This is a genomic window from Thioclava sp. F42-5 (assembly GCF_002213195.1).
GTDB lineage: Bacteria > Pseudomonadota > Alphaproteobacteria > Rhodobacterales > Rhodobacteraceae > Thioclava > Thioclava nitratireducens.
Genome location: NZ_NBNZ01000001.1, coordinates 451,387 through 468,035 on the forward strand (window position 1 = coordinate 451,387; position 16,649 = coordinate 468,035).

At 66.7% G+C, this 16,649-nt stretch carries 17 protein-coding genes and 1 tRNA gene; 5 read left to right on the forward strand and 13 right to left on the reverse strand.

Annotated features, from left to right (window positions below):
* Positions 1-3 precede the first annotated feature (3 nt).
* Positions 4-79, reverse strand: a tRNA-Thr gene (locus B6V74_RS02120).
* Between the two features lie 48 nt (positions 80-127).
* The gene (locus tag B6V74_RS02125; RefSeq protein WP_088721838.1) at positions 128-1,690 is read right to left on the reverse strand and encodes an iron ABC transporter permease; all 1,563 of its coding nucleotides are present in this window, start codon (positions 1,688-1,690) and stop codon (positions 128-130) included.
* A 277-nt stretch (positions 1,691-1,967) separates the two neighbouring features.
* Here B6V74_RS02125 and B6V74_RS02130 point away from each other — a divergent pair, with 277 nt between their 5' ends.
* Positions 1,968-2,843 carry a hypothetical protein gene (locus tag B6V74_RS02130; protein WP_075774392.1) on the forward strand — a complete coding sequence of 292 codons (876 nt, stop codon included), beginning with the start codon at positions 1,968-1,970 and terminating at the stop codon, positions 2,841-2,843.
* A gap of 46 nt (positions 2,844-2,889) precedes the next feature.
* On the opposite strand, the gene B6V74_RS02135 is transcribed toward B6V74_RS02130, so the two are convergent.
* On the reverse strand, positions 2,890-3,141 hold the full coding sequence (locus tag B6V74_RS02135; RefSeq protein WP_075774391.1) for a DUF2312 domain-containing protein: 252 nt from the start codon (positions 3,139-3,141) through the stop codon (positions 2,890-2,892).
* A gap of 204 nt (positions 3,142-3,345) precedes the next feature.
* Between B6V74_RS02135 and B6V74_RS02140 the strand changes: the two genes are divergently transcribed.
* Positions 3,346-3,561: a hypothetical protein gene (locus B6V74_RS02140; protein ID WP_075774390.1), complete on the forward strand. Its 216-nt coding sequence runs from the start codon at positions 3,346-3,348 to the stop codon at positions 3,559-3,561.
* Positions 3,562-3,588: 27 nt separating this feature from the next.
* Here B6V74_RS02140 and B6V74_RS02145 read toward each other — a convergent pair whose 3' ends face one another.
* Entirely contained in the window at positions 3,589-5,586 is a 1,998-nt protein-coding gene (locus B6V74_RS02145; RefSeq protein ID WP_168184167.1) for an enoyl-CoA hydratase/isomerase family protein, read from the reverse strand.
* A 155-nt stretch (positions 5,587-5,741) separates the two neighbouring features.
* Positions 5,742-6,080 (reverse strand): TraR/DksA family transcriptional regulator, encoded by a 339-nt coding sequence (locus B6V74_RS02150; RefSeq protein WP_075774388.1) that lies wholly within the window; start codon positions 6,078-6,080, stop codon positions 5,742-5,744.
* 198 nt (positions 6,081-6,278) lie between these two features.
* Here B6V74_RS02150 and B6V74_RS02155 point away from each other — a divergent pair, with 198 nt between their 5' ends.
* Together B6V74_RS02155 and B6V74_RS02160 are read left to right on the forward strand one after the other, a co-directional pair.
* A complete protein-coding gene (locus B6V74_RS02155; RefSeq protein WP_075774387.1) occupies positions 6,279-6,704 on the forward strand; it encodes a YeeE/YedE thiosulfate transporter family protein in 426 nt (141 codons plus the stop codon).
* The gene (locus B6V74_RS02160; RefSeq protein ID WP_240497030.1) at positions 6,704-7,204 is read left to right on the forward strand and encodes a DUF6691 family protein; all 501 of its coding nucleotides are present in this window, start codon (positions 6,704-6,706) and stop codon (positions 7,202-7,204) included. Before B6V74_RS02155 ends, B6V74_RS02160 begins: the two co-directional genes overlap by 1 nt.
* 43 nt (positions 7,205-7,247) lie before the next feature.
* Here B6V74_RS02160 and B6V74_RS02165 read toward each other — a convergent pair whose 3' ends face one another.
* The 6 genes from B6V74_RS02165 to B6V74_RS18870 form a co-directional block, all read right to left on the reverse strand.
* Positions 7,248-8,480, reverse strand: a complete 1,233-nt coding sequence (locus tag B6V74_RS02165; RefSeq protein ID WP_088721840.1) for a FliM/FliN family flagellar motor switch protein — start codon at positions 8,478-8,480, stop codon at positions 7,248-7,250.
* A gap of 80 nt (positions 8,481-8,560) precedes the next feature.
* A complete protein-coding gene (locus tag B6V74_RS02170; protein ID WP_088721841.1) occupies positions 8,561-11,287 on the reverse strand; it encodes an ATP-binding protein in 2,727 nt (908 codons plus the stop codon).
* 1 nt (position 11,288) lies between these two features.
* Positions 11,289-11,630: a hypothetical protein gene (locus tag B6V74_RS02175; RefSeq protein WP_233243029.1), complete on the reverse strand. Its 342-nt coding sequence runs from the start codon at positions 11,628-11,630 to the stop codon at positions 11,289-11,291.
* Positions 11,630-12,025, reverse strand: a complete 396-nt coding sequence (locus tag B6V74_RS02180) for a response regulator (protein ID WP_075774383.1) — start codon at positions 12,023-12,025, stop codon at positions 11,630-11,632. The genes B6V74_RS02175 and B6V74_RS02180 overlap by 1 nt, the downstream gene beginning before the upstream one ends.
* A 51-nt stretch (positions 12,026-12,076) precedes the next feature.
* The gene (locus B6V74_RS02185) at positions 12,077-13,435 is read right to left on the reverse strand and encodes a helix-turn-helix transcriptional regulator (RefSeq protein ID WP_088721842.1); all 1,359 of its coding nucleotides are present in this window, start codon (positions 13,433-13,435) and stop codon (positions 12,077-12,079) included.
* Between the two features lie 75 nt (positions 13,436-13,510).
* The gene (locus B6V74_RS18870) at positions 13,511-13,678 is read right to left on the reverse strand and encodes a hypothetical protein (protein WP_157771568.1); all 168 of its coding nucleotides are present in this window, start codon (positions 13,676-13,678) and stop codon (positions 13,511-13,513) included.
* Positions 13,679-13,847: 169 nt separating this feature from the next.
* On the opposite strand from B6V74_RS18870, the gene B6V74_RS02190 reads away from it, so the two are divergent.
* On the forward strand, positions 13,848-15,011 hold the full coding sequence (locus B6V74_RS02190) for a mechanosensitive ion channel family protein (RefSeq protein ID WP_088721843.1): 1,164 nt from the start codon (positions 13,848-13,850) through the stop codon (positions 15,009-15,011).
* A gap of 44 nt (positions 15,012-15,055) precedes the next feature.
* Here B6V74_RS02190 and B6V74_RS02195 read toward each other — a convergent pair whose 3' ends face one another.
* Positions 15,056-15,520: a hypothetical protein gene (locus tag B6V74_RS02195; protein ID WP_075774380.1), complete on the reverse strand. Its 465-nt coding sequence runs from the start codon at positions 15,518-15,520 to the stop codon at positions 15,056-15,058.
* Between the two features lie 108 nt (positions 15,521-15,628).
* Positions 15,629-16,615, reverse strand: coding sequence for an ABC transporter substrate-binding protein (locus B6V74_RS02200; RefSeq protein WP_075774379.1), 987 nt, complete (start codon positions 16,613-16,615; stop codon positions 15,629-15,631).
* Positions 16,616-16,649 lie beyond the last annotated feature (34 nt).

A 16,649-nucleotide genomic window follows, 5' to 3' on the forward strand; every position in this document is an offset into this window, starting at 1 on the left:
AGGTGGTGCCGGCGGAGGGACTCGAACCCCCGACCCCCTGATTACAAATCAGACGCTCTACCAACTGAGCTACGCCGGCGTGACCGGCCCGCAATAGCGCGGCTGAGAAATTCGTGCAAGACGCCGCTCAGCGGGAACGCGCAAGATCTGCGCGCGCCGCATCCGCGCGGGCGAGGATCGCGACGGCGACAAGGCCCACCGCGCAGACCAGAAGCGCGGCGGGGGAGGCATCGCCCAGATTCTCGAGGCTCGCCTTTTCCTGCGTGCGCGTGGCCAGCGTCTCGAAATTGAACGGGCGCAGCAGCAGCGTCGCGGGCAGCTCCTTCACGCAATCCACGAAGACCAGAAGCAGCGCCGAGCCGACCGACCCGCGCATCAGGGGCAGGTAGAGGCTACGCAGAACGCCCCCTGGCGTGCGCCCCAGAGACCGCGCGGCCATCGGCAACGAGGGCGGCACGCGCCCGAAGGCGGCGTCGCTCGCGCCTTGGGCGATGGCGAAGAATCGCACGACATAGGCGAGGATGATCGCGAAGGCCGAGCCCGTCAGCAGCAAGCCCGGATCATAGCCGGTCAGCGCCAGTACGGTGTCGGCCAGCGCATGATCGAGACCGGCGAGCGGCATCAGGATGCCGACCGCCAGCACAGCCCCCGGCGCGGCATAGCCGAGTGTCGTCAGCGGCAGCACGGCACGCGGCAGGCGCTGCCCCGAGAGGCGCACCCCATAGACCATGAACAGCGCGAGCGTCACAGTGATCGCAGCGGCCGCGCCCCCGGTCAGGATCGTGTGCCATAGCGCGAGCCCGAGCCCCCGGCCGAACCACGCCTCGGGATTGGCGAGCGCATGCCCGCCCATCACTGCGACCGGCAGCACGAAGCCCAAAGCCACCGGGAGCACGCAGGCTAGCGTCGCCACCCAGCCAGCCGCACCCTTCAGGCGCTGCGCCTGAACCGGACGGGCCTGACGCGCGCTTTGGTAATACTGGACACGACGGCGCGAGAGTTTCTCGACCATAAGGAGCGCGAGCACGATCCCGAGGATCACCAGCGCGAGCTGCGCCGCCCCGCCTGCATTGCCGCCCGAAAGCCATGTCGAGAAGATGCCCGTGGTCAGGGTCTGCACGCCGAAATGATCCACGACGCCGAAATCCGCCACCGTCTCCATCATGGCGATCGCGGCCCCTGCGGCGATGGCTGGACGGGCGAGCGGCAGGCCTACGCGCCAGACCAGCCCCCACGGCCCGGTGCCGAGCGCGCGGGCGACCTCGTAGCTGGCGCCGGATTGCTCGCGCAGGGCCGCACGGGTGATCAAATAGATATAGGGGTACAGCGCGGCAGACAGCACGACGACCGCCGCCTCGCGCGAGCGGATTTCGGGAAACCAGTAATCGCGCGCTGAGGCCCAGCCGAAAGCGCCGCGCATGGCGGTCTGCACCGGGCCGGAATAGTCGAGGAAATCGGTGAGGGCGTAGGCTCCGACATAGGCCGGGATCGCGAGCGGCAGCAGGAGCAACCATTGTAGAATGCGATGCCCCGGGAAGCGATACATCACCACGAGCCACGCGGCCCCCGCCCCGATGGCGGATGCCAGAAGCCCCACGCCGCCCGTCAGCACTGCCGTGTTGATCAGGTAGCGCGGCAGCACGGTCGCGATCAGATGCGGCCAGATATTGTCGCGCGGATCGAGCGCCATCCATCCAACGGCCAGGATCGGCGCAAGCACCAGCACAGCAATCACTACGGCCCCGAGCGACCACAGCCCACCAGCCGGACGCAAGCGCCCGCGCGATGCAGAGATGGGGCGGGCCGGGAGGGATGGGGCGGATTTTGGCACGGGCTTTCCCGATCAGTTTTGTCGGAATTGTCCCGACCTCCTACCCCGAAACGGGTTTGCCTGTCCAGAACGGAGCGGCTAGAGTGAGCGCCAACAATAAGGGCTTGACCCGGCAGACGATATTGAGGCGCGCAGAATGAAAGTCGTTTTCCATCTCGGAGCGCATTCGACCGATGAAGATCGTATCGTTGGCGCGCTTTCGAGCAATGATCGGCTTCTCGAATCTCATCGCATCGCCGTGCCCGCGCCCCGCAGCTACCGAATGGTTCTGCGCGATGCGCTGGTCTCTTTGAAAGGCGGACCGGCCCCGCAGGAAGTGCAGGACGCGATCATCGAAGCGAGCACCGACGCGCCGGTCCTCGACCGGCTGGTGTTCAGCCACGCATTCTTCCTCTGCATCCCCGAGCGGGTGATCACCAAGCGCGGGTTCTACGCGATGGCGCCGAGCAAGCTCGCGCCGCTGGCGAACCTGTTTCCCGACGCGGAGACCGAGTTCCACCTCGCGCTGATCAACCCCGCGAGCCTGATCCCGCAGCTGGTCGCGCGGCTACCCAAGCGCAACTACGAGCAGATCATGGAAGGCCACGACCCGCGCGAGCTGCGCTGGGAGCCGCTCATCCGACAGATGGTGGAGGCCGCGGGCGGCCGGCGCTTCGTGATCTGGTGCAACGAGGACCTGCCGCTGATCTGGCCCGAGGTGCTGCGCTCTGTCGGCGGGCTGCCGGAGGATCAGGCGCTCAAGGGCGACATGATGGTCCTGCGCCAGATCATGCCCGAAGAGGGGATCGAACGGCTGCGGAGCTATTTCGACGCGAACCCGCCGAAATCGGTGCTGCATCGGCGCAAGATCGTGGCGGCGTTCCTCGACAAATACGCCAAGCCCGAAGCGCTCGAGATCGAGGCGCCGCTGCCGGGCTGGACCGATGAACTGGTCGAGGAAATCACCGCGCAATACGACGCCGACGTCGCCGCGATCGCGCGGATGCCCGGTGTGGAATTCATCGCGCCCTGAGCACAGGGCGGGTCGCGCCGGACCATCGCCCGGCGCGCGGTGGCGCTCAGCCCATCCCCAGCGCGGATTTGTAGAGGTCGAGAATCGCTTCTTCCTCGGCCACGTCGTCCTTGTCGCGTTTGCGCAGGGCGACGATCTTCTTCAGCACCTTGGTGTCGTAGCCGCGGGCCTTGGCCTCGGACATGATGTCCTTCTGCTGCTCGGCGATGTCTTTCTTCTCGGCTTCGAGGCTCTCGAACTGTTCGATGAACTGGCGCAGTTCGTCGGCGGCGACATTGTAGGCGGCATCGTTGGGCATGGGCCTCTCCTGCTTGCGATCGGGGGTCGGCGCTCTGACTAGCCCGAGCGTCTGCGCGCATCAAGAGGCGGCGCGCGCGGATCGGCGGGTTCCGCAAGCCGATTTTTCCTGTGCGATTTCCCGCGATCACACAGGCGCCCGCGTTTTTCTTGCCATACCCCCCGCGACGGGCTAGGCAGGCGCGCGCAACTTTCGGAGGCCGCAATGGAAAATCTGATCTGGGCAGGGGCCGTCGTCTCGGTGATCGGGCTGTTCGGCATCCTCTATTGCATCGTCAAAGTGGCGAGCGCCAAACGCGCGGGCCTGCCCGACGAGGAACTGCGCGCACGGCTGCAAAAGATCATTGCGATCAATATGGGCGCGCTGTTCGTGTCGGTGATCGGGCTGATGATGGTGGTGCTAGGCATCTTCCTCGGCTGAGGTGCCCCGTCCGACGGGCGCCTCGCCTCACGCGTCGTCGAGATCGGCGAAGCACTTCCCGTTACGGATCAACACATCCCACAGCGTGACCGGCTCGGGGGCGCCCTCTTCGACGAGTTCGCGCAGCAGCTTGCGCGTGGCGAGAAGCCCGGCGCGGTCGGCGGCGAACATCACCCCGCCCATTTGCGGCGCAAAGCCCAGCACGTGGCGCGCCGCGACGTCGATATCGCCGGCCCGATGCGCCTGCGCGTGCTGCAACAGCTCCGCGCCGCAATTGGCAAGCTCGGCCAATATCCGGGCGCGGATGCGCGCATTCGACAGGCGACGCGGCACGATCCCCGCCTCGTCGCGCAACGCAGCCAGCGCCTCTGCCTGATCGGGCACCGGGCGCGGCGAGCCCTCGCTCCAATCGTAGAAGCCCTTTTGCCCCGCGCCTTTCGCCGCGGCATCGAGCGCGAGCAAACTCAACAGCGGACCGAATGGACGGTGGAGCCGCGCGAAATCCTCTAGCACGGCGTCGATGCCCAGCCGGTCGGTCAGTTCAAGCGGCGGACGCGCGCCGCCTGCCTCGCGGATCGCGGCATCGACCTGCGCGACCGAAGCCCCTGCGAGCACCGCCCGCTCTGCCGCGGCGATGTAGGCCAGGCGCAGATGATCGGCGATACCGCCTATGCCTGGACCGCCGCGCAAAACCTGCATCCCGCCCTGCCGCATCAACCCTGCCATCGCGTAGAGATCGGCAGGCAGCGCGCCGTCGGGCGGCACGATTTCGCACAGATCGCCGGTGCGGCGCAGCCCGAATTCCTCCGCGCCTTCGGGCAGGTCCTCGGCATTGCGCGCGCTGAGCGGCGCGGCCGGGAAAGCCCCCGTCCCCGTCGCGATGATCGCATCCGACCCAGATAGTCCCTCGCGGGTCATCGCCGCGCCAAGCCGCGCCCAATCGGCCTCGCGGGTATCGGGCGACAAGCTGCCGCTCTGCACCGCGACTTCCTGCTTGCGCGCGATATCGGCGAAGGCGGTCTCGATCGCGGCGGGATCGGTCGCCCCGAACACCACCTCGTGCCCGGCGGCGAGCAAGCCCCCCGCCATCCCGGCGGGCTGATCCCACAGACCGATCCGCAAAGGCGGCGGAGCGGTGGGATGCCCTTCCCCGGGCAGATGAGCGGCGCGGCGCGTGACCCGGGCGGCGTGACGCAAGGCTCGTGACAGCGGCGCGTCGAGCAAATCCTGCAACGCCACCGACTCGACATCGAGCGCCTCGTCGAGCGGCAGCAACAGTGCCCCCTCGACCACCTCGAAAAGCCGCGCACCCACTGGCGCGAGCGGCCCCTTCCCCAGCTGCGCACGCAGCGGCGCGAGATCGTTGAGATAGGCTGCGGGATCGTCCAGCGCGGTATCGGTGCGCGGCACGCCCTCGGCGATGAGCATATCGAGCGCGGCGGCGATCTGGCTGCGATCGGTCGCGCCCAGCACGAGGTCGCATTGGCCCTGCGCCCGGGCGGGCTCAGCCTCTACCTCTTCTCCGGCAGCCACGATCGCGAGCGCTCGCGCGCCACCGATCCGCCGCGCAAGCCGCACGAGACCGCCCGCGCCGACGAAGCCGCCAAGCGCGAATTCCGGTGCCGCGAAACAGGTATCGGGATCGGCGATGCGCAGATCGGCGGCCTGCGCCAGCGCCATCGCACCGCCCGCGATCCGGCCCGAGAGCCGCGCCAGCACAGGCAGGTCGAGCGCTCCGAGCCGACGGCACAGCTCCGACAGGCTCGGCACCGCGTCGCCCTTCCCGGCGCGCGGCGAGATTTCGTCGAAATCCTCCAGCGGATCGGGCGCGCAGGGCCAGCCCGACGCCCCACCCTGCAAAACCAGACCGCGAAGGCTGCTGTCGCCCGCGACCCGGTCCAGCACACCGCCGATCGCCTGGCGCATCTCGGCGGTGATACCCGCCCGCGCGCCCTGATCGTCAAGCGCGGCAAGCGTCAGCCAAGCCAGCCCGTCCTGTGTACGGAATTTAACCCGTTTCGCCATCGTCCCCCACTTGTGACGGGACATCCCGTGCGATGCGCCGCCGCGCGAAGTTTAAAGCGAAGCAGGTTCAAAACAAAAGGGAAAACGCGCATTCCCACAGGGGAGGTGCAGGGGCATCGAGCTCTCCCTGCACCGTCCAAAGAATGCGCTTCACGTTACTGGCGGGGTGCCTTTGCCCCCGGCGCGTGCTCGCGGCAGAACGGCGTCGCAGGCAGCAGATCGAGCCGCGCTTCGTCGATACGCTCGCCGCAGGTGACGCAATAGCCGTATTCGCCCGCTTCGATCCGGGCCAGGGCCGCGTCGATCGCGCGCATCTCGGACTGCGCCGACTGGCCGAGGTCTTCGAGAACCTCGTCGCTCTCATGCTCGATCGCGGCGTCGTCCCAATCTTTTTCCTCGTGCCCCTCAAGTTCGGATTCGACCTGTGCCATCCGCTCCGAGAGTTGGGCCCGCCGGGCTTCGAGTTCGTTCTTGCGCGTTTCAGTTGACTTCATCCTGTCCTCCTTGATCGATACAACCAGCTAATCGGGCAAGCGTTCCTTCGCTTTGACGCAAATCAACCGGTCGCATTCACGCACATATGCAGATATCAACGTGCTTGCGCCCTCGCAGGCGCGAGGGCTAGCATCCGGAGCGTGACGGGTTCCGGACAGAGAGCCCGTTCGATCCGAAATGGAGCACGGGGAGAGCTCATGCATCAAGATTGGATTTGGGGCCTCGTCGGGGGCCTGATGATCGGCGCCGGCGCCGGCCTGTTTCTGCTGGTCAACGGCCGGATCATGGGCGCGAGCGGCATCGTCGGCGGGCTCGTCGATGGGTCGGGCCGCGAAACCGTGTCTGAACGCGTGGCCTTCCTCGGCGGGCTGATCGCGGTGCCGCCGCTGCTCGTGCCGCTCTACAAGACGGTCGACACCCATATGACGACATCGGTCTGGGTCATCGTCGCGGCGGGCCTGATGGTGGGTCTTGGCACGCGGATCGCGAACGGCTGCACCTCGGGCCACGGCGTCTGCGGGATCTCGCGATTTTCGCTGCGCGGCATCGTCGCCACCGCCTTCTACCTGCTGGGAGGCGCGCTGGTCCTCGTGATCTTCCGGCATTTTCTGGGAGTGATCTGATGCGCAACGTCTTCGCGTTCCTGTCGGGCGGATTGTTCGGCGCGGGTCTCCTCGTGGCGGGCATGGTCGACACGAAAAAGGTGCAGGGCTGGCTCGACGTGTTCGGCGACTGGGACCCGACGCTGGCCTTCGTGATGGGCGGCGCGGTGAGCGTGATGGCCTTCGTCTGGATCTTCGCGAAGCGGCGCGAAACCTCGATGCTGGGCTCGCCGATGCCGGGACCGTTCCCGCGGCTGGTGGACCGCAACCTCGTGCTCGGCTCGCTCCTGTTCGGCGCGGGTTGGGGCCTTGCCGGGCTGTGCCCCGGCCCCGCGATGGGCTCGCTCTCCTTCAATGGCTGGGAAGGCTGGCTGTTCCTGATCGCCATGGGGGTCGGCATGACGCTGGCGCCACGGGCGAAAATCTGGCTGAGCATGCTGGACCGCAGCACGCTGGAGGTGCCGCCCTGCGAGAACGGGACCAACGAGACGCCCACACCCCCGGCGGCGCGTGGCGCGTAAGGCTACACCGCGCTTCCGTCGGCAGCTTTCGAGGCGCCTGTGGTCACAGGCCCGACTGAATCTTCAACGGTGTTAGCTCCTCCTCGTCTTGCGATGGCGCGAGCGTGTCGAGATCGAGCGGCTCCCCGAAATCCATATCCGGGGTAAGCCCGACCAAGCCGCGCGGCTCCGGGGCGTGAACGGCATGCCCCCCCTCTTCCGCGTCGTAAGCAGGATCGAGCGGGTCGCCGAGGCGGGACAGGCCGGGCAGATCGTCCGGGGTCGGCGCCTCCGCATAGGGTGACACTCCGGCATCGAACGCCCCCACCCCTTGCGCGCCAGCAGCCCCCGCGGCTTCCGCGTCACACAGCCTCAGCGCCCGCATGCCGTGGCTTTGCCCAAGCCGGGCGAGCGAGAGCTTGCGCCGCCCCTGCGCCTCGAGCGCGATCCGCTCCAGAGCGTCTCGCGGGATCGGAATCTCGGAACCCTGACGCAGCGTGAGCACGGCGGACAGCGGCAAGGTCACACGGTGCAGGACCGCTTCAAGCTGCGCGGAAGCCGCGAGGATGGAGCGTTCGAACGTGGCGGACCAGTCGCGCGCGGGGTCGTCGGGGACGAAAGCGGCCTCCGGGCTCGCAGTTCCCTTCGCATCCTCCCACGTCGCCGGGGCCACGCGGCGCATTGCGGCGCCCCGCCCTTCGCGCGGAACCGCCCAGAGGAAACCGCCGCTGCGTTCGCCCGTCGCGCCGAAGCTGAGCTCTGCCGTCCAGACGCGATAGCTGACATCTTCCAGCAGCAAGCCGAGCGGACGGGGGTCGTCGAGATGCGAGGCGAAGCGGAAGCCCCCGGCCCATGAAATAGACGGCTCGCTGATCAGGGCCTCCTCGATCTCGGCCAGCACCGCATCGACGAAATCGGCGGCGATCGCAGCATCGATCCGGGTGGGTTTCCGCGGGGCGGGCATGGCCTTGCCGAACCGCCCCATCGTCTGCATCTCGATCAGCGTCGCCAAAGTGGCGGGCGGAAGGGCGAGGACGCCGAGCGCCTCCGCCGGCCCTTCGATCACCGCAAGCAGTGACAGGTCTTCGAGCATCTCCGGCAAATCGGCGAGCGACCGCATCGCCTCTTCGATCGCAATGACTTGCAACGGTAGATCAAGCCTGTCCTGCGCGACCTTGGACAGCGCGAGCGTCACCGCCCGGGCAGCGGTGATCGGGGCCGTGCCTGCACCCGTCTTCGCCGCCTCGGTCTTACGCCGCAGCACCGATGTCTCGCGCTCGTGAACCATGACCTCCATCCGCCCGCCTTCGGGGTCTCTTTCCCAGCTTTGGCAGGTCGAGGTTTACAAACCGTTTCAAATGCTACGGCGATCGCGTCTTAGCGTGAAAGCGTTGCGCTCTCGGAAGCCTCGTCGGAGGGTGCGCGCAGATCACTGCGCCGGAGTAGCAGAGTGATGCGGAACGCGGCCCCGCCCTGCCCAGGCACATAGTCGATCGTGCCGCCCAGATTGGACATGATCTCGCGGCAAATCGCGAGCCCGAGCCCCGCGCTACCGGCGCGGCTTTGGTCGGTCAAGCGGGCGAATTTCTCGAAGATCAGCTTTTGGCTCTTTTTCGGAATCCCCGCGCCGTTGTCGATGAAATCGATCTGCACCCGCTTGCCGCGGCGCTTAACTTCGATCCGCAGCACCGCCTTCTCGGCATCGCAATATTTCCGCGCGTTCGAGATCAGGTTGATCATGACCTGAACCAACCGGTCGGCATCGGTGAAGATCGGCATATGCTCGGTCGGGAAATCGCGTTCGATGCGGAATGTCCGTTCGGGCCGCGTCGAGGAGGCCGATTGCACCGCGCGGTTGATCAGGTCGTGCAGATTGGCGACCGAGACATTGAGCTGCGCGCGACGGTTTTCCAGCACGGACAGGTCGAGCAGATCATCCAGCAGACGCGTCAGGCGGCGCGCTTCTTCATGGATGATCTCGGCATATTGCGCGCGCATCGAATCCGGCAGATCGGGCTCCATCAGAATCTCGGAAAACGCCCGGATCGAGGTCATCGGCGTGCGTAGCTCGTGGCTGATCTGGCTGAGGAAGCTGTCCTTCTGAACCGACAGATCCTGCAGCTTGTCATTGGCCTCGCGCAGCGCACGCGCAACCCGGGCCAGCTCCTCGGATTTCGCCTCTAGCCGCGCGGTGTATTCCTTCGCTTCCGCCGTCTCGCCCGCCACCGCGATCAGATCTTGCATCGACACGGAGGTGCCCCCGGTGAGCTGCGCGATCATCGCATGCGCCGTCGAGGCACCGACCGAGCCTGCCAGCTTCCGCTCCAGACGGGCGAGGAAATCGGGCGTGGTGTCGGGCAGGAACCCGGCCTTGCCCTGCCCCGCCGCCTGCGCCTGAAAGAAATGTTGCGCAGGCTCGGCGCCCAGAATGCGCTGCGACATCGACAGCAGGTCCTCGGCCTCGGCACCGCCTTGCACCCAGGATCGCGCGGCGGGGCTCTGGTCGTAGATATTGACAAACGCCACGCCCTGCAGCCGCTCCATCGGGCCGGGGAAGGACAGCATCGAGAAGATCAGGAAGGCCAGCGTGTTGAACAGCAGAGACCAGAACAGCGCATGCAGCAGCGGGTCGAGCCCCGCGATCCCGAACAAAGCATGCGGGCGCAGCCATTCGAACCCGAAGAGGCCGTGATCGAGAACGATCTGCGGTATCAGCCCGGCATCGCCCACCGACGGCAGGAACAGCGTATAGGCCCAGAGCGCGAAGCCGATCACCAGCCCCGCCGCCGCGCCCACATGGGTCGCGCCGCGCCAGAAGATGCCGCCGATCAACGCTGGCAAAACCTGCGCCGCGCCGACGAATGCGATCAAGCCAATCGCCGCCAGCGCCTCGGAACCCCCCGACATCCGGTAATAGGCATAGCCCATCGCCAGCACAGCGATGATCGAGACCCGGCGCGAGGCCAGAACCAGCCCGCGCACATCGCCCTGGGCGCGCGGCCCTTCCCGGCGCAGCGCGAGCCAAAGCGGCGTCACGATATGGTTCGAGACCATTGTCGCGAGCGCAATCGCAGCGACGATCACCATCGACGTGGCCGAGGAAAACCCACCCAAGAAGGCCAGCAGCGCCAGCTTCCCCTGCCCTTCGGACAGCGGCAGCGTGAGGACGAACAGATCGGGGTTCGCGCCCTCGGGCATACGCTCCAGCCCCATCACCGCGATCGGAACGACGAAGAGGCTCATCAGCATCAGATAGGCCGGAAAGGCCCAGCTTGCGGTGGCGAGGTGCCGCTCGTCCACGTTCTCCACGACCAGCACCTGAAACATGCGCGGCAAGGTCAGGATCGCGGCGGCGGAGACGAAGGTCAGCCCAGCGAAGCGCCCCGGGTTGAGATTCCACTCCGCGATTTTCGACGCGTCGATCCGGGCAAGCATGTCCATCGGCCCGCCGCCCAGGCCCCAGACGACGAAAACGCCCACCGCGACCAGCGCGACCAGCTTCACCACCGCCTCCAGCGCGATGGCGGTGACAACACCATGGTGACGCTCGTTCGCATCGAGGTTTCGGGTGCCGAAGAGAATTGTGAAGATCGCGAGCCCGCCCGCGATCCACAGCGCCGTCGCCCCTTGATCGGGCAATGCCCAGCCCTCGGGCGTCCCGGCGGCGAAGACGCCGAAGCTCAGCGTCACCGATTGCAGCTGAAGCGCGATGTAAGGCGTGGCGGCGGCGACCGACATCAGCGTGACGATGACGCCCAGCGTGTTCGATTTCCCGTAGCGGCTGGAAATCAGGTCTGCGATCGAAGTCACGCGATGGGTGCGCCCGATCCGCACGAGCTTGCGCAACACCCACCACCAGCCGACGAAGACAAGCGTCGGGCCGAGGTAGATGGTCAGGAATTCCAGCCCCGAGCGCGCCGCGTAGCCGACGGCGCCGTAGAACGTCCATGCGGTACAGTAGATCGAGAGCGAGAGCGTGTAGATCACCGGCGAGCGCAGAAAGCGCAGACGGCGGCGCTCTGCACGGCGTTCCGCGACGAAGGCCACCGAGAAGAGCACGATCACATAGGTCAGGCAGACCGCGACGAGATTATTGAAGGGCATCTCAGCCCTCCGGCGGCGGCGCGTCCGGCGCGCGGCGTGTGGAGGCGGCGTCCATCCGGTCGTCGTCCGCGTTGGCCGTGCCTTCGGCCACATCCTCTGCATCGAGCACCGGGCCAAGCCCGCGGGCGATCGCGAAGGCCGCGACGATCAGGGCGATCCAGACCCCGAACAGGTAGAGCCCTCCACGACCGGTATCGGGCATCGGGGTCTGCGCCGGATGCCACAGGCCCGGGATCAGGATCAGCACGAGCCCGACGAGCGGCAACAGCCGCGCCGCATCCATCAGGCGGCGGCGGCGATAGGAACGGCGGGCAAGAAAGAGCGGCTGGCCCGTCTGCGGCATCAGGCGGGCTCCCGGCGCGCCGCGCCCCCGCCGGTGATCGCCTCGAGCTGATCGAGCACGTCGCCATTCGCAAAAGGTTTGGCGAGGAAGGCCGTCGCCCCGGCGCGGGTCGCGGCATCGCGGTCGCGTCCCTGCCCGCGCGCGCTGAGCATCAGAACCGGCAGATCACGCAGCGCGGCATCCGCGCGCATATCGGCAAGGATTTCGAGACCGGACCGCCCCGGCAACATCAGGTCGAGGATGATTGCATCTGGCGGATCGCCGGTGATGCGCGCCATTGCCCGCGCGCCGTCTTCGAGCACCGACACCGTCCAGCCGGCACGCGTCAGGATGAACCGGATCGCTTCCGCGATATGCGGCTCGTCCTCGATCAACAGCACCTGTCTTTGCGCCATAGCCATCCCCCTCACCCGACTATCGCCACCGTGTCGCGCCCTGTCAAACCCTCACGCCCGCTCCGCCGATGCATCCGCGACGATCGAGGGCTCGCGCCGCCCCGGACAGTCGCCACGCGGGCAAATACGGCACGACGCACCGATCGGGCGCGCCGGGGCATCGGAGCTCTGCGGCGGCGCGGGCAGGATCAGCATCGTCGCGCGCATCAGCACGGGTCCGTCGAAGCCGGTCGGGCGCGGTTCGGAGACGGCATATGTCAGGAAGCGTTGCGGCAGCCGCCCGGCCATGTCGACCAGCGCCCGGATCGGCTGCATCGGACGCGCGAGCGCCTCGTAGAGCGGCCAGAGGGGACAGGCGGCGGCGAAGCGCGGCAACAGGAAGCCGGGCGCTGCGCGGCGGAAGGTCAGCGTGCCCGAGCCGTCGCAGATCACGAGCCCCGGCTGCCCCAAGCCCGGCGCGCCCGCCGGCAGCGCCGCGAGCCGCCGCAACACCTGCGCGAGCGGCACCGCGAAGCGCGCGGCCAAGCCCCCCGGATCGGGCCCGAGCTCGGCCAGCGCCGCCAGCAGCGGATCGAGCGGCAGCGCACGCGCATCCTCCGCCTGCCGCCGCAGATGGTTGCGCGCCAATTCCCGAGCCGCCGCGGAGGCCAATTCCGGCGCGCCCGCGATCAGCTCGGCCGGATCGGTCCCGTCCCCCTCGAGTTCCGGGAAATGCCAGCCACGCGCCTCGAGCCACGCCTCCACCTGTTCCTGCGGCGAGGACAGACCGGTTTCGGCGGTTTCCATCTCGTCGAGATAGCCGACCAAGGCCTCTGCCGTCCCCGAAAGGCGCAGGCTTTCCTCCTGGATCGTGTTGAGAAACCGCGCGCGCCATTCCGGCTCGATATCCTCGGTCTCGACAAGGATCGCAGCGGTAGAGCGCAGCGACGTCACAGCCGAGAGCACCTCGTGGAGCGAGGTCAGCAGGAACGGGTCCTGGGCCATGCGCTCTGCATAGGTCTCGACGACGCGCTCCAATTCGGCCAGCCGCGCCTGACGGTTCACCAGAAGCGCGGCCCAGGCGGGAAAGCGGCCCACGAATTCCTCGATCCGGTCGAGGTCGGGCGCAAGCTGGCTGACAGTCGCGGCGCTGCCAGCCTCGCCGGCCTCGGCCAGCTCCACCGACGCCGCCGCCTCGCGCAGCCCTGCGAACAGCGCCCCTTCCGCCCCCTCGCCCAGCGTGACCGGATCAATGCCCATCGCGCTCGCGATCCGCTCGATCAAGGCATCGCCGACGCGGCGGCGGTTGTGCTCGATCAGGTTGAGATAGGCGGCGGAAATTCCGGCGGCCCGCGCGAGGTCAGCCTGTTTCAAACCGAGCGAAGTGCGCCGCTCGCGAATGCGGGTGCCAGTGAGTGCGGAACGGGCCATATGCAATACTCCTGCCCTCGCTTTTACAGGCAAGTGCAGGAGAAGAAAATCATTTTACAGCGCTTTACACGCCGCTCAGCAGGTTCCCACGCCCGACGGGGCGACCGTGGCCATACCGGACATCCCCGCGACGCCCGGCTCGCATTCCCCGATGTCGCGCTCAAGCTGCGTACAGCCCGCGAAGGCGACCAGCGCGAATAGGGCTGCAAGCTGCGCGATGGTTGCAGAAAAGCGATGTCTCATAGCTTCCTCCAGTGCTCGAAACGGGATGTTTTCCCGAATGTCATTCTACATTCCCGCCTTTCGGCCTCGATGATCTGCGTCAATGTCCAGGCCGATTTGACAGCGCAGATCGAAGCGCCATCATCAATGCGGCAACGCAGCAAAAAGGCGTGGCATTGCGGAGACGCGGATGGAGCCCGATACGATCGAGACCGAACTGGCCAGCGCCATCGATACGGCGCAGAAATTCCTGCCGGACTGGGCGGTGGCGCTGATCACCTATGTCGCGGCGGCGCTGCTCGCTCTGCTGCTGTTCCGGGTGGTGTTCACGGCGCTCAATCGCGCGGTGGCCGACCGCGATCTGTTCTGGCGCTCGCTGATGGCGCGCGGCGCGCGACCGATGCGGCTGATACTGCTGATCGTGGCACTGGGCCTCGCGAACGGGGTCGCCCCGGCCAGCGCTGCGGTCACCAGTGCAATCACGCATATCCTGTTGGTCGCGCTGATCCTCTGTCTGGCATGGATTGCCTATACCGCACTCTACATCTGGACGACGATCCATCTGCGGCGCTTCAAACTCGACGCGGAAGACAACCTGCTGGCGCGCAAGCACGTTACTCAGACCCGCATCCTGATGCGCGTGGCCAAGGTGATGATCGTGATCATCGCGGTCGCCACGGCGCTGATGACTTTCCCCGCCGTACGCCAATATGGCGTGTCGCTTCTCGCGGCGGGTGGCGCGGCGGGCCTTGTGGTAGGCCTTGCGCTGCAACCGGTACTGAAGAACCTCTTCGCTGGCATCCAGCTTGCCCTGACCCAACCGATCCGGATCGACGACGCGCTGATCGTCGAAGGCGAATGGGGCAATGTGGAGGAAATCACGTCCACCTATGTCGTCATCCGCGTCTGGGATTGGCGGCGGCTGGTGGTGCCGCTGAGCTATTTCATCGAACAGCCGTTCCAGAACTGGACCCGCGAAAGCGCAGAACTGATCGGCACCGTGATGATCTACCTCGATCACACGGCCGACATCGCCGCCATCCGCGCGAAAGCCGAAGAGATAGCCCGCGCCGATCCATTGTGGGACGGCAAGGTCTTCGCGCTGCAAGTCACCGATTTCCGCGAGCGGGTAATGGAAGTGCGTATCCTCGCCTCCGCCCGCAACGGTCCGCGCACCTTCGATCTGCGCTGCCATATCCGCGAGGAGTTGGTGGCGTGGATTCAAGCCGAGATGCCGCACGCCCTGCCCCGAACCCGGGCCGATCTGTCCCCGGCCGAAGCTGCATTCCTCGGGGGGCCCGCAGGTGAGGCGTCCTCGGCTGACGCGCCACCAAGTGACGCGCCCTCTCCCTGAATAGGTTTCTCAAGCGCCTTCCTTCTAGTCCACGTGTCTCCGCGCTAATCGAACGCGTCGAAATGCGCCCCGTAATTCACCGCGCGGTTGGAACATTTGTCCATCGCATCGACGAGCCATTGGCGATCCGGTACGGGCCTGCCGACCAGATGACGTCCCAGCGCATCTTCCCCCTTCGCGATATTGCCTGCGACGTCGCCGCTGAATTCCAACAAGCGTTCCAGCCAGAAATCCTGCGCCTCTCCGACATAGCCACCGCTTCCCCCGCCCGACAGTCCCCGCACCACCGCGAGGCAATAGGCCGCCTCGATCGGCTGGGTGGGCGTATCGAAGAGATAGCTCGGCGGGGCAGCGAACTGGCTTTTCCATGCGAGGTAGAACAGCGCGCCCGCGAACCCGATCACGAAGATCGAGTAGAGCGCCGTCAGGGCCGGGTGCGTGCGCTGCTGGCGCTTGCGAGCCCGGGCGCGAGCCCGCGCACGTTGCGCGGTGATTGATCGATCGGCCATGCGACTGCCTCCTGCCGCCCACCAAAGCCGATTCCCCTTAAGAAACCGCGAACATGGAAAAGCCCTCCGGCGCACCGGAGGGCTTCGTCATCAGCAACAGGGCCGCGTTTATTCGAGGCCAGCCTTGTCGGTCACGTCATGGGTCCAGGCGCCTTCCGGCTTCTTGGTGATAACCGGGTCCGAGCCGCCCGACATCAGAACATCGACGGTGCGATCGTAATCCGCGGGATCGAGCGTGCCGTTCGAGCCTGCGGTCAGCTTCGAGACCTCTTTCATCATGCCCAGCTGGTGCTCCATCGTCTGCGCACCGGTCTCGTCATTGTCGAGCACGATCTGCGCGGCTTCCTCCGGATGCGCCTCGGCGTATTTCCAGCCTTCCATCGAAGCCTTCACGAATTTCGCCATCTTGTCGACGAAGGCCGGGTCCTTGAGGTTGTCTTCGAGAACGTAGAGGCCGTCCTCGAGCGTCGCCACGCCCTCGTCTTCGTATTTGAAGGTGACGAGCTGGTCCGGCTGGATCCCGGCTTCGAGCACCTGCAGATACTCGTTATAGGTCATGGTCGAGATACAGGCCGCCTGCTTTTGCAGCAGCGGATCGACGTTGAAGCCCTGCTTGAGAACGGTCACGCCATCGTCGCCACCCTCTGTGGAGATGCCCAGATGGTTCATCCAGCTCAGGAACGGGTATTCGTTCCCGAAGAACCAGACGCCCAAAGTATGACCGGGGAAGTCCTCGGGGGTCTTGATGCCGCTTTCCTTCAGGCAGGTCAGCATCATGCCCGACTTCTTGAAGGGCTGGGCGATGTTCACCAGCGGCAGCCCCTTCTCGCGCGCGGCCAGCGCCGCCGGCATCCAGTCGACGATGACATCGGCGCCGCCGCCGGCGATCACCTGCTCGGGTCCGATATCGGGGCCGCCCGGCTTGATGGTCACGTTGAGACCCGCATCGTCGTAGAAGCCCTTGTCCTGCGCGACATAGTAGCCTGCGAACTGGGCCTGCGTGACCCATTTGAGCTGCAGCGTCACGTCCTCGTTGGCCCAGGCGGCCCCCGCCATGGTGAGGCTAGCCGCCACCCCTGCGATCAGTTTCTTCATCTTTCACTCCACTGTTGGCCCCGGATCTTTACGC

What these genes read in the sequence shown, in the direction of transcription:
- B6V74_RS02125 (WP_088721838.1), bottom strand. Translation starts at nt 1,690, where the DNA reads ATGGCGCTCGATCCGCGCGACAATATCTGGCCGCATCTGATCGCGACC.
- B6V74_RS02130 (WP_075774392.1), top strand. Translation starts at nt 1,968, where the DNA reads ATGAAAGTCGTTTTCCATCTCGGAGCGCATTCGACCGATGAAGATCGT.
- B6V74_RS02135 (WP_075774391.1), bottom strand. Translation starts at nt 3,141, where the DNA reads ATGCCCAACGATGCCGCCTACAATGTCGCCGCCGACGAACTGCGCCAG.
- B6V74_RS02140 (WP_075774390.1), top strand. Translation starts at nt 3,346, where the DNA reads ATGGAAAATCTGATCTGGGCAGGGGCCGTCGTCTCGGTGATCGGGCTG.
- B6V74_RS02145 (WP_168184167.1), bottom strand. Translation starts at nt 5,586, where the DNA reads ATGGCGAAACGGGTTAAATTCCGTACACAGGACGGGCTGGCTTGGCTG.
- B6V74_RS02150 (WP_075774388.1), bottom strand. Translation starts at nt 6,080, where the DNA reads ATGAAGTCAACTGAAACGCGCAAGAACGAACTCGAAGCCCGGCGGGCC.
- B6V74_RS02155 (WP_075774387.1), top strand. Translation starts at nt 6,279, where the DNA reads ATGCATCAAGATTGGATTTGGGGCCTCGTCGGGGGCCTGATGATCGGC.
- B6V74_RS02160 (WP_240497030.1), top strand. Translation starts at nt 6,704, where the DNA reads ATGCGCAACGTCTTCGCGTTCCTGTCGGGCGGATTGTTCGGCGCGGGT.
- B6V74_RS02165 (WP_088721840.1), bottom strand. Translation starts at nt 8,480, where the DNA reads ATGGAGGTCATGGTTCACGAGCGCGAGACATCGGTGCTGCGGCGTAAG.
- B6V74_RS02170 (WP_088721841.1), bottom strand. Translation starts at nt 11,287, where the DNA reads ATGCCCTTCAATAATCTCGTCGCGGTCTGCCTGACCTATGTGATCGTG.
- B6V74_RS02175 (WP_233243029.1), bottom strand. Translation starts at nt 11,630, where the DNA reads ATGCCGCAGACGGGCCAGCCGCTCTTTCTTGCCCGCCGTTCCTATCGC.
- B6V74_RS02180 (WP_075774383.1), bottom strand. Translation starts at nt 12,025, where the DNA reads ATGGCGCAAAGACAGGTGCTGTTGATCGAGGACGAGCCGCATATCGCG.
- B6V74_RS02185 (WP_088721842.1), bottom strand. Translation starts at nt 13,435, where the DNA reads ATGGCCCGTTCCGCACTCACTGGCACCCGCATTCGCGAGCGGCGCACT.
- B6V74_RS18870 (WP_157771568.1), bottom strand. Translation starts at nt 13,678, where the DNA reads ATGAGACATCGCTTTTCTGCAACCATCGCGCAGCTTGCAGCCCTATTC.
- B6V74_RS02190 (WP_088721843.1), top strand. Translation starts at nt 13,848, where the DNA reads ATGGAGCCCGATACGATCGAGACCGAACTGGCCAGCGCCATCGATACG.
- B6V74_RS02195 (WP_075774380.1), bottom strand. Translation starts at nt 15,520, where the DNA reads ATGGCCGATCGATCAATCACCGCGCAACGTGCGCGGGCTCGCGCCCGG.
- B6V74_RS02200 (WP_075774379.1), bottom strand. Translation starts at nt 16,615, where the DNA reads ATGAAGAAACTGATCGCAGGGGTGGCGGCTAGCCTCACCATGGCGGGG.